8 protein-coding genes are annotated in these 11,496 nt (G+C 69.6%); 6 read left to right on the top strand and 2 right to left on the bottom strand.

Annotation, left to right across the window (positions count from 1 at the left end; genetic code table 11):
- Positions 1-61 precede the first annotated feature (61 nt).
- Complete coding sequence (locus VF330_RS26000; protein ID WP_330854299.1) at positions 62-499, top strand: hypothetical protein; 438 nt, start codon at positions 62-64, stop codon at positions 497-499.
- A 50-nt stretch (positions 500-549) separates the two neighbouring features.
- Here the strand turns inward: VF330_RS26000 and VF330_RS25995 are convergent, their stop codons facing one another.
- Positions 550-1,041 carry a GNAT family N-acetyltransferase gene (locus VF330_RS25995; protein WP_330854300.1) on the bottom strand — a complete coding sequence of 164 codons (492 nt, stop codon included), beginning with the start codon at positions 1,039-1,041 and terminating at the stop codon, positions 550-552.
- Between the two features lie 314 nt (positions 1,042-1,355).
- Between VF330_RS25995 and VF330_RS25990 the strand changes: the two genes are divergently transcribed.
- The 5 genes from VF330_RS25990 (at position 1,356) to VF330_RS25970 (ending at position 11,257) form a co-directional block, all read left to right on the top strand.
- Positions 1,356-4,151, top strand: coding sequence for an AfsR/SARP family transcriptional regulator (locus VF330_RS25990; protein ID WP_330854298.1), 2,796 nt, complete (start codon positions 1,356-1,358; stop codon positions 4,149-4,151).
- Positions 4,152-4,240: 89 nt separating this feature from the next.
- The gene (locus VF330_RS25985) at positions 4,241-5,467 is read left to right on the top strand and encodes a S8 family peptidase (protein WP_330854297.1); all 1,227 of its coding nucleotides are present in this window, start codon (positions 4,241-4,243) and stop codon (positions 5,465-5,467) included.
- 56 nt (positions 5,468-5,523) lie between these two features.
- Positions 5,524-5,961: a hypothetical protein gene (locus VF330_RS25980; protein ID WP_330854296.1), complete on the top strand. Its 438-nt coding sequence runs from the start codon at positions 5,524-5,526 to the stop codon at positions 5,959-5,961.
- A 263-nt stretch (positions 5,962-6,224) separates the two neighbouring features.
- Complete coding sequence (locus tag VF330_RS25975; RefSeq protein ID WP_330854295.1) at positions 6,225-7,769, top strand: hypothetical protein; 1,545 nt, start codon at positions 6,225-6,227, stop codon at positions 7,767-7,769.
- Positions 7,770-8,221: 452 nt separating this feature from the next.
- Positions 8,222-11,257 carry an Ig-like domain-containing protein gene (locus tag VF330_RS25970; RefSeq protein WP_330854294.1) on the top strand — a complete coding sequence of 1,012 codons (3,036 nt, stop codon included), beginning with the start codon at positions 8,222-8,224 and terminating at the stop codon, positions 11,255-11,257.
- A gap of 32 nt (positions 11,258-11,289) precedes the next feature.
- Here the strand turns inward: VF330_RS25970 and VF330_RS25965 are convergent.
- A partial coding sequence (locus tag VF330_RS25965; protein ID WP_330854293.1) for a LuxR C-terminal-related transcriptional regulator occupies positions 11,290-11,496 on the bottom strand: 207 nt, incomplete at its 5' end.

The following is an 11,496-nucleotide window of genomic DNA, read 5'->3' as shown; positions in this document are numbered from 1 at the left end:
CGAATGTTAGTGTTCTCGAACGCTTCGGCCTGCGGTGCAGCATCCCTTGGGGGGATTGACCATGGTGGACATGTGGATGTTGTCCGTTGCCGCCGCGCTCATCGGTGCCGCGGAGGAGCCGGAGTCCGCAGCTCTGACCCGGCTGGAGAAGGCGGTCCGCGCGGTGCCCGGCCTGGGCGACGCGCTGGACGCGGCTCGCGCGGAAGACGAGTCCGGCACGATCCGCCTCGCGGAGGAACTGGCGAACGGCCTCAAGGCCGCTTACGACGCTGGTGGCGCTTTCCCGGTCCTGCTCGACGCTCTCTGGCCCGAGGTGCTGTTCGGTCCCGCGACGAAGTGGGTGCGCGACGTGCGCAACGTGCACATCGGCGACGTCAACGGCAGTGTGGTCCAACTGGGTGTTGTCGGCGCGGTCAACCTGTCGGATCCGCAGAGTCCGGCCCGGTCACGATTCTCGTTCTTCGGCTCCGGGCGACGCGGCCGGAAGCACCGCCCGTGACCACCCCAGGCATCTGAGTTCGTCCTGGTCCTCGCACACCAGGCGATCTTCTACGGCATGAGGTCGGTCAGCGGCCGCAGGTAACGATGCCCAGGGCGGTCGGCCAGGAGGACCTCCTCGCCCGTCAGGACGAACCCGACGCGGCTGAGCACTGCCCGAGAGCCGGCGTTGTCGGTTGCCGCGGAGGCCCGCAGACTCCGCAGCCCGTACTCCCGTGCCGCCATTGCGCACACCTGCCCCACGGCGGCGGTGGCGAGCCCTTGGCCCGCAGCCTTCTCCGCGACCCGGAAACCCAGTTCAGCGGATCCATCGGCCACGTCGACCAGGTTCACCCGGCCCACCACCTCGCCGGTATGGCCGACAACCACGTGGAAATGGCACACGCCGGCCTCCTGCTCCGTGAGCAGACCGCGAAACCGCTGCTGGAAGTCCGTGAAGAAGTCGTTGCCGCGGTCGGGCACCGACGCCGCGAAGTAGGCGCGGTTCTCCCGTTCGAACGCGAGCACGGCAGCGGCGTGGTCGAGCCGGAGGCGTTCGATCATGAGCACCGGAGCACGGTACACATGACACCGCCCTGTCGTCGGCGTGAGTCAGCTCGAACAACGCGATCAGCGGCAAGATCGTCATCGCGGAACATCCACAGCCGGAAGAAGCTCTGTTCCTGGGCCATGATCAGGATCTGGACGGCGAGAGGGTTGCCCGCACTTCTCCTGCGGTCACGGTGGTCGTGGTGAGGCCGAGCAGTTCCGCAGGGCTTGTGGTCGATCGCGATCGTCGGTTGAGTGACAGGCGGGCAGGCGCAGCGCGGCGACCGCCGGGGGCACGACGTGGTCGGACGTTCACAGGCTGGGGGGTCATGAAGTTCAACGTCTTGGGGGCGTTGGAGGTTGATGCCGGCGCGGAGCCGGTACGGCTCGGTTCGGCCAAGTTGCGGACGTTGCTGGCGGTGCTGTTGTGCAGTGGGCGAGAGCCCGCCTCGGTGGATCGGCTGCTGGACGCGCTGTGGGGAGCGGCACCGCCGCGCACGGCCGCGGAGAACCTGCGGGGCTACGTCCACCAGTTGCGCCGGGCGCTGGGTGATCCGGCGCGCGTCGAGCACCGCCCGCCCGGCTACGTGCTCCGGGTCCGGGCGGACGAGCTGGACTCCGCCCGGTTCGAGGATCTGGTGGAGCGCGGTCGAACCGCTTTCGCCGCCGGTGACCTGGAAGCCGCCAGTGTGTTGCTGCGGCAGGGGCTGGCGCTGTGGCGGGGTACGCCTTTCGCCGGTCTCGATGAGGTGGACTTGCTGCGCGACGAGGCGGCTCGGTTGCTGGAGCGCAAGCAGACCGCGCTGGAGGCTCGCATCGAAGTCGACCTGGCGCTGGGCCGCCACCACGACGTGGTCGCGGAGTTGTCCCGCTTGGTGGCCCTGCACCCGTTGCGAGAACGGGTACGCGGACAGCTCATGCTCGCCTTGTACAGGTCGGGACGACAGAGCGACGCACTGGCCGTGGCTCGCGAGGGCCATCAACTGCTGGTCGCCGAACTGGGGCTGGAGCCGGGGCCGGCGCTGCGCAAGCTGGAGCAAGCGATCCTCACCGCCGACCCGGCGCTCGATCTGATGGCCGTCGGCCCTGTCGAGGCGGCCGGGAGGCAGCGGGAGGTGCCGCGCCAGCTGCCCGCCTCCGTCCCCGGTTTCGTGGGACGCGACGCGGAGCTCACACACCTGTCGGAGATGCTGGACATGACGGAGGCCGGTAGCGGCACGGTGGTGATCGGCGGCACCGCGGGCATCGGCAAGACCACTCTCGCGGTGCGCTGGGCACATCAGGCTGCCGGCCGGTTCCCGGACGGGCAACTGTACGTGGACCTGCGCGGCTTCGATCCCGACAGTCCGCCGGTGGATCCGGCGGACGTCCTGCAGGGGTTCCTCGACGCCCTCGGCGTGTCGCCGGACCGCACTCCTGTCGACCTGGCGGCCCGGTCCGCCCTGTACCGCAGCGTCGTCGCCGACCAGGCGGTGCTGGTGCTGCTGGACAACGCCCGCGACGCCGAGCAGGTGCAGTGGCTGCTGCCGGGCGGGACGGCCTGCCACACCGTCATCACCAGCCGCACCGAGCCGACCGGGCTGGTGGTGCGGTACGGGGCCCACCCGCTGGCGCTGGACGTGCTCGACGACGACGAGGCGGTGGCGCTGCTGGCAAGCCGGCTGGGCCCGGCCCGCGTGGCGGCCGAGCCGGACGCCGTGGACGAGCTGATCCGCTTCTGCGCGCGCCTGCCACTGGCGCTGGCGATCGTGGCAGCCCGCGCGGCCATGCGTCCCACGTTCCCGCTTCTGGCGGTCGCCGACGAACTGCGCGACGAACGTGGACGGCTCGACGCGCTGGACACCGGACAACCGATGACCAGTGTGCGTGCGGTCTTCTCCTGGTCTTACCAGCACATCGGCCCGCGGGCGGCGGGCGCCTTCCGGCTGCTGGGCCTGCACCCGGGTCCGGACATCGGCCTCACGGCCGCCGCCTGCCTGGTGGACGCACCCGTGGCCGAGACCAGGGCCGCCCTGTCCGAGCTGACCCGCGCGAACCTCCTGCAAGAACGCAGGCCTGGCCGGTTCTCCTTCCACGATCTGCTGCGGACCTACGCGGGCGACCGAGCGGCGGCCCACGACACGGAAGAAGAGCGCCACGCCGCCCTGCGTCGCCTGCTGGACCACTACCTGTACACCGCCGACCGCGTGGACCGCCTGCTCGCGCCGAACCGTGATCACCTCGAACTGCCGCCGGCCCCGGTGCTCTCGGAAGAACTGACCGACTCGGCGCAGGCGTGGCGCTGGTACGAGGTGGAACGTCACGGCCTGGCGGGATCCATCGCGTCCGCCGCGAGCAACGGGTTGCACGCCCACGCATGGCGCCTCCAGCACGTGCTCACCACCTGTTTCGACCGGCGCGGCCACTGGCACGAGTGGGTGGTCACGGGACAGGTCGCGCTGTCCGCGGCGCGGCAGGCCGAGGACGCGGAAGGCCAAGGCCTGCTCCACCAAGGGCTGGGGCGGGTGCTGGCCTTGCTGGGCAGGCACGAGGAAGCCAGGCCGCACCTGACGCGTTCCCTGGAGCTGCACCGCGAGCTGGGAGATTTGGTCCAGCAGGCCCACACCGAGGGCGTCGTCGCGTGGTCGCTGGAGCACCAGGGGCGGGTCGACGAGGCGGTGCGGCACGCCGTGCGGGCGTTGGAGGCTTACCGGGCGGTCGACCACCGTTACGGCGAGGCCGCAGCTTTGAACATGCTGGGATGGCACCAGACCAAGCTGGGGGAGCACCACAGCGCCTTGCGCAACTGCGGGCAGGCGCTCGTCCTGTACGAAGAACAGGGCGATCAGCGTGGATGCGCGCACACGTGGGACAGCATCGCCTACACCCACCACCAGTTGGGCAACTACAACGAGGCGATAGCCAGCTACCTGAGGGCACTGCACCTGTTCCGCGACCTGCACGACTACTACTACGAGTCCGGCACGCTCACGCGCCTCGGTGACACCCAGCACGCGGCGGGTGACGTGAACGCGGCCCGCGCGACGTGGAGGCAAGCCCTGCGTCTGCTCGACGAGCTGCGTCACCCCGAGGCCTCCGCAGTGCTCGCCAAGCTCGACACCGCGGGATCTCCCGGCGTTCGGTAACCGGTGAACTCGGCCGACACCCAGGCCATACGCAACCCATACTGCCTCGTCACACGCTTCTCCCCGCAAGCACTCGAAGGGGGAACGTGATGATCAGACTCAGATCAGCGCTGACAGCGCTGGGGGCACTGGCCGCGGTGGTGGCCGCGCCGGGGATCGCTGCAGCCGAGCCGGTGCCGCTCGTCCCGCTGCGGATGGCCGCCTCCGACGCGATCGCCGACGGCTACGTCGTGCGCATCCGGCCGGACGCGGACCCGGCTGTGCTCGCCGCGCGCTTCGGCCTGCGGCCAACGCACGTCTACACCGGGGGCACGGTGCGCGGTTTCGCCGCCCGCATGACCATCAGACAGGTGACGGCCGTGCGGGCGGCTACCACCGAGGTCACCGAAGTCAGCCAGGACGCGGTCGTGCGCACGACCGCCACCGTCCAGAGCACCACCGGCTCGGGCCTGTGGCACCTCGACCGCGTCGACCAGCGCAACCTGCCCCGCAGCAACACCTTCACCTACACCGCGACGGGCACCGGCATCCGGGCGTACGTGCTCGACACCGGCATCTACGCCGGCCACCCGGAGTTCGAAGGCCGGGCACTCAACATGGTCAGCACCACCGGCGGGTCGGCCGAGGACTGCCAAGGCCACGGCACCCTGGTAGCGGGCCTCATCGGCGGGAGCATCCACGGCGTCGCCAAGAAGGCCGACGTGCGAGGGGTGAAGGTCACCGACGGCTGCACGCCCAACGCGAGCCTGTCCTCCCTGATCGCGGGGATGGACTGGGTGCTCAACCGCGGCATCAAGCCCGCGGTGGTCAACATCTCGATGGGCGCGGCGCACGACACCACGCTCAACGCCAAGGCCACCGAACTGGTGTCCGCCGGCTACTTCGTGTCCGTCGCGGCGGGCAACGAGGGCGTCAAGACCTGCACCCGATCGCCCGCGAGCGCAACAGGGGTCACGGCCGTGGGCGGCACAGCCGACGACGACAGCAGGATGCTGGACGGGACGACGATCTCCAACTACGGCCACTGCACGACGTTGTTCGCCCCCGGTGAGCGGGTCAGCTCGACCTTCTTCACCGTGGCCTCGGACGGCACCAAGCGCGCCACCACCGCGACCGCGTCCGGTACGTCCCTGGCCGCGCCCCTGGTGGCGGGAACCGCGGCACTGGCGATGCAGGTGGATCCCAGTCACTCGGGCCCCGCGGCACGCACCTGGCTGCTGGCCAACACCACCGTCGGCAAGGTCACCGGCATCCCCACGCCCGGCGCAGGCGAACCGCCCACGCCGAATCTGCTCTTGTTCAAGGCCTCGCTCTGACCGGTTCGGCATCAACGACGACACAACTGCGCGTTCGAAGCCAAGGAGACAAACCCATGAACATGACCCAGTCCCGAGCAGTGCGCGCACTGGCGACGCTGGCCGTCTCGGCCAGCGCACTGCTCCTGGCGAACCCCACGGCGGGTGCTGCCACCGACACCCCGACGATCACCCGCACCACCGGTGCGAACGCTGCCACCCGCGCCGCTGCGCCGGCCGCGAACTTCACCGTCACGCTGATCAACCTCAGTGATGTCAAGTTCGACGAGGCGGTCGTGTCGCTCAGCCGCCACAGCACTGCCGGCGTGCGACTGCTCAGGCAGACCAACATCGGCCCGTTGACCGTGCGGCAGTGGAACCTGGGCCCGTGCGCCGACGTCAAGACCTACGCACTCGGTGTCTACATCGGTGGCGCCCTGGTCGGCAGCACCGGCAACGTCACGCCGGACGCCGACGACGGCGACCTCTGCAGTGACGAGTTCGAGATCGGATGACCGAGAGACCACGGTTCCGAGCACGCGCCGGTGGGGGCGTGCTCGGAACCGTTTTTCCGCATGCGTACCTCTGAACAAGCATCGGGGGTGCCATGCGGGTTTCCCCCGACGACGCGAGCCCCACCGCGCCCTAACGTTCCGGACAACCCCGCCATGCCGCATCCGGACGCCGGAGAACCTCTCCCGCGCCGGTCCCGGCGTGCGCACGTCCCGAGCGGAGGACCGTGTCCGAGTACGGCAAGGAATCCACCACCCTGCAAGGGGTGTCGACGCTGCTGGCCTTCCCGCAGTGGTACCTGAACGAGCGGCTGTCCGATCTGCTGGAGACCGGCAGCACGCCCGACGGCAAGTCCCTGTCCACCGTCCGGCTGGCCATGGAGGAGGGCGGTGACGCGTGGCTGTCGGGGACGGTCTCGGCGTTGGGCGTCACCGTCGACGTGCCCGGATCGGTCGGCAAGGTCGTCTTCACCGTGGAGTTCGGCGACTGCACCATGGACTACTACGAGATCGCGAAGGGGAAGCCCGTCTTCCGGACGTGTCGGATCGACGGGGTGAAGATCGGGTTCGAGGTCGACCTGGCCAAGGCCGGCGTTCCCGCCGACCGGTACGACCGGTTGTCCGCTGACCTTCGTGAGCGGATCGCCCCGTTGCCGCGTGACGCCTTCACCATCGAGCAGTTGTTCCTCGACCTGGAGAACGCCGACCTCGCCCGGTACGACAGGGCGGCCACCACGTTCCCGGAGAAGATGACCGCCTCGGCCATCGCCGCGTTCCCGCTCTACCTCGCCACGTACCTGGAGATCGTGCGGGCCGCGGGCGGGCACGTGCTCGGCTACACCGTGATGATGCCGGAGTGGACCGACCCGGTCGCGAGCTTTCCGCCCAGCAGTCTCGACTTCGTCACGAACCGCTACACGCCGGCCCCGTCCGCGCCCGGTGACGCCGGCCTCGACAGCGTGCAGTACCTGATGATGACCGGGAACGCCCCGTTGCCGGGAAACCTCAGGCCGTGGTGGGGGAACTTCGTCACTCCCGGCGACGGCGTCGGCAACACCCGCTACGGCACGATCGCCATGTCCAGGCGGCTGTTCGTCGACGGCTACCTGCTTCCCCGGCTCAGCGGGCTGCTGTGCGCCCACTCCGTCCCGGGGAACAACGACGACGGGCTGGAGATGGTGGGATCCGCCGGTAGTGGGACGTTCACGCCGGACGCCACCGGTGGCTCCTGGTCGTCGGGGCAGCTGAAGGGCTACTCGCACAAGACGAACAGCGTGAGCAACGACCACGTCGAACTGACGTGCTTGTGGGACGCGAGCCTCGCGTTCACGCCCGGCGGGAACACCGTCGTGATCAAGCGGAAGCTGGCCTTCACCGTCGACTACACCCACTGGTACGGCGTCGAGGGTCACGCGGTGAAGACGAACTTCTGGGTCGACTACCACGTGCCCCAGACGCTGACGATGACGCTGGCGGGTGCCGACGACGGTGCGCTGCAGGTGAACGTCGTGGACGAGACGCCGCAGCCCGATCCGACCGAGCTGTACGACATGCCCTACGGCTGGTGCATCGCCGATTCGGGTGGCGATCAGTCCATCTGGGCCGGTGTTGAGGAGACGCTGGAGAAGACGGTCAACACGATCGTCGAGTCGCTGATCGACCGCCAGCTGAAGGACGAGGTCGAGAAGGACGTCCAGAACCTGGTGGACCTCGTGCCGTTCGTCTATCCCGGCGGAGCCCAGCTCTTCCTGGTCGACCCCGTCTTCAACAACGCCGGCGACCTGCTGTTCGGCGTCTCCCACAAGCTCTGACACCGCGTACAGGAGCAGTAGACCCATGCCAGTCGAGGCCCATTCCCAGCTCATGCCCAACCACGTGCCGGGCAGCCCGCTCGCCGCGCAGCGCAGGTTGCGCGCGGTGCGTTCCGGCACGGACTCGCTGTTGTTGTTCTCGTTGGACGCCAACGGGAATCTCGCCCTCACCCTGCCGTCGGCCACCAGCGCCACAGGGTGGGAACGGCTCGATCTGAGCGGAGCCGTCAGTGCCACGCCGGTCGTGCACTCGTTCGCCGTCTCGCAGGACGCGGACGGAACCGTGTGGCTCGTCGTCGCCGCGGGTGCGACGGCCGGTGGTGACTCGCGCGTCTTCGTCAGCGGGGCGCTGGCGAACACCGAGTCCACTTCGGACTGGTCGGCGCTCGGCGACTCGCTGACCGAGCGCGAGATCCCGGCGGGGCTGACGGTCACCGACATCGAGGTCGGCGGTGGCACGCGGGGGGGCGCCGTTCACCGTGCTCGCCTGCCTCGACCGTGCCGGCCAGGTCGAGCACCACCAGGTCAACCCTGCACCAGGCGGCACCTGGTCGTCGATGCCGCTGCCCTTGCCCCAGAACGCCACCGAATGCCTGTCGGTCGCCATCGGGCACCACGCCAAGCTCGGCAGGGGCGTCTACTCGCTGTTCCAGCTCGGTGTGCGGCGGTCGCTGGTGTTCAGCACCGTGCCGAAGATCGTCAGCGGCCGCACGGTCGTCGAGGCCGTCGACCTCGACCTGCCCGGCGACTTCACCGCGAGCACCGTCACCGCACTCGCCACCGCGGACGGCAGCACGGATTTGTACGTCGGCGGCAACGGCGTGTACCGCTACTCGGCCGCGTCGCAGCGCACCTCCCACCTGGTGCCCGAACGGCTGATCGGCGGCGACCGGTTCGCCGCGGTGCGCGACCTCGTGGTAGCGGCCGACCAGGAACACGGGCAGATCGGCCTGTGGGCGATCGACGCCGGTGACGCGTTGATCTACGTCGAGGGGACCACCGACGGGCAGAAGGGCTACGCGTGGCAGCACCCGCTGCAGCTGGAGAACGAGGTGACGGCGCTGGCGGCCTATCGTGCGCGCACCGATCCCGAGAACGGGCGCAGCGCCGCGGCGATGGCCGTCGGGGGTTCCGACGGCGGGTTCCGGCTCCTGGTGAAAGATCCTCAGGCCGGGTTGTGGCAGCACCAGTCCGTGTCGCTGCACACCACGTCGGAGTTCGTGACTCTTCAGACCTACACGACCAGGGTCGTCGTCACAGACGCCGGGGGAAATCCCCTGGTGCGGCAGGAGATCACCGTCACGCCGGACCACGACCGGGCCGCACTGCTCAACGGGCGCTACTACGCGTTGCGCGCGAGCACCGCGAAGACCGCGACCACCGACTCGAACGGTGTGCTGACGATCGTCGCGGAGACCGCGGACCTCACCGCCCCCGTCTACACCTTCGAGGTGGCGGGGGAGGATCCCGTCACCGTCGACCCCGCCGAGGAGACCAAAGCCGCGTTGCGCGGACTCACCGGTGATTCCGTCGGCTCCGCCACCCGCAGCGACGGCAAGCCGTTGTTCGCGACCCGGCCCGACGCCAAGACGTGCGACAAGGCGGCCACCGCCGTCGGTCAGCTGATGACCGCGCACGACCAGCTCGCCTCGGGTGAACAACGTCAGCTCGTCGGCACGTTCGCAGCCCAGGGCGTGGGGGACTGGCTCGAGGTCGGCGCGGGCGACCTGCTCGCCGCGTTGCGCGGCGATCCGACCGGGCTCAGGGACTTCGTGCTGCACCCGCCGTCGGAGCTGGTGCAGGCGTGGCAGCTTGTCGTGCAGGTCGGCGACTACCTGTGGAGCTGCGTGCTCACGGCCGCGCACGAAGCCGTCGCCGCGATCGACTGGGTGCTGCGCAACACGCTCGGCATCACGCTCGAAGACCTGGTGGCGTGGCTCGGTTTTCTGTTCAGCTGGGAAGACATGCTCGCGAACCACCGGGTGCTCGCCAAGGTCGTTTCGCTGTCGTTCGACCAGACGGCGCTGGAACTGGCCGGCGCCAAGACGACCATCGACGACTTGTTCGGGAAGGTGCGCGAGCAGTTCGTCGACGGCGCGCTGGTCGTCGACACGTCGGCGGACGTCTTCGCCTCACGGGCCGGCCGCCGGGACGCGCCGGCGAGCGAGGAGCACAAGGCCGCGCTGAACAAGCCGCAGGCCAACTGGGGTCAGCACCAGTTCTCGACGAACGTCGATTCCGCCCAGCCGGGTGAGTTCGTGCCCAAGGACGTCGGTTCCGTGCTCTCGACGGCGGGAGCCGAGGAGATCGCGATCTTCCGGCAGACCGGCGCTCAGCTCTCCGCGCTGTTCGGCGACGGGCTCGCGGATCGGACGCCGCGCGAGCTCGTGACCGCGATCGCCGAGATCGTCGGCCTCGCCCTGGTCGACACCCTCGAGAACGCCGTCCTCACGGTCGTCGACGCCGGGATCGTGCTGATCGAAACCATGAAGTCGATCCTGACGACGCGGTGGGACATCCCCGTGCTCACCCCGCTCTACGAGCAGGTCATCTGCGGTGGTGACGGCAGCGAGCTGACGTTGCTCGACGTGTTTTGCCTGCTCGGCGCGATCCCGTCGACCCTCGTCGGGAAGGTGGTGCTCGGACACAACCTCTTCACCGACCGGCAGGTGTCCGCCGTCGCCGAGGCCCGCACCTGGAACGACCTGCTCCACGCGCTGTCCACTCCGGACCGAGGCGCACGGGCCGCTCGGGTCGCCAGTGCGAACGAGACCGCCGCGGGCGTGCTCCAGCTCGTCAACGGTTTCCTGCGGATAGCGAACAACGCGCTGGGGGCGGCGGCCGACTTCCGGGAGGCCCCCGACCCCGTGCGGATCGCGAAGCTCGGGGTCGAGGTGACCGGGTTCGCGGTCGGCCTGATCGGGACCGGCCTGCTGGTGCCGTCCTCCGGTGTGACCACGCGCCAGCGCCTCGACATCGCCATCGCGACGATGGGCTTCATCCCACCGGTCCTGAACTGCGTCCACGAGTACCTGCGGGCGGCGTCGAAGACCCCGGGACACAGCCTGTACGAGATCGAACTCGACCCACCGCAGTTCGAGGACGACTTCAGCGTGGCAGCCTTCGACTTCTCCAAGATCGGGTTGTCCGAGCTGCTGCGGTACTTCGAGTGCGTTTACGGCATCACGCTGCTGGGCATGAGCTTCGCGTCGCTCTGCCTCCAGGCGCCGGAGGACCCGCCCGACGGGGGCGACAAGGTGACGCACGTGATGCTGACCGAACTCAAGGCAGGACAGAACTTCTGCGCCGCGGGAGCGGCCATCGCGGCACCGCTGCTGGCCTACCCGCTCGCGGCCGAACCCGATGAGAGGGCGCTCGGGCAGCTCGTGCGGCTGACGCTGCAGTCGATCAGGGCCGACATCCAGATCGGGCGCAGCATCGCGCAACTCGTCGACGGCATCGTCGACTTCGAGGGCGCCATTCCGTGACGAGCGGATGCGGCGGGCGTGCGCCCCGCCGCTCAGCGGGCGCACATGCGCACCGCGAGCTGGGCGCGCGACCGCACGCCCGGCTCGCGGCGGGCGCGGCCCGGGTGCGTCTCCACGGTCTTCTCGGTGACGAACAGGTTCTCGGTGATCTGCTGGTTGGTCAGCGCGTCCGCCACGTGCCTGCGCACGCCGAACGCCTGCACCAGGCGCAACTGCTCCGCGATCAGTTGCGCCGCTTC

The organism is Lentzea sp. (assembly GCF_036380075.1).
GTDB lineage: Bacteria > Actinomycetota > Actinomycetes > Mycobacteriales > Pseudonocardiaceae > Lentzea.
The sequence above is the reverse complement of the archived record's forward strand: the minus strand, read 5'-3'. Positions and strand labels throughout refer to the sequence as shown.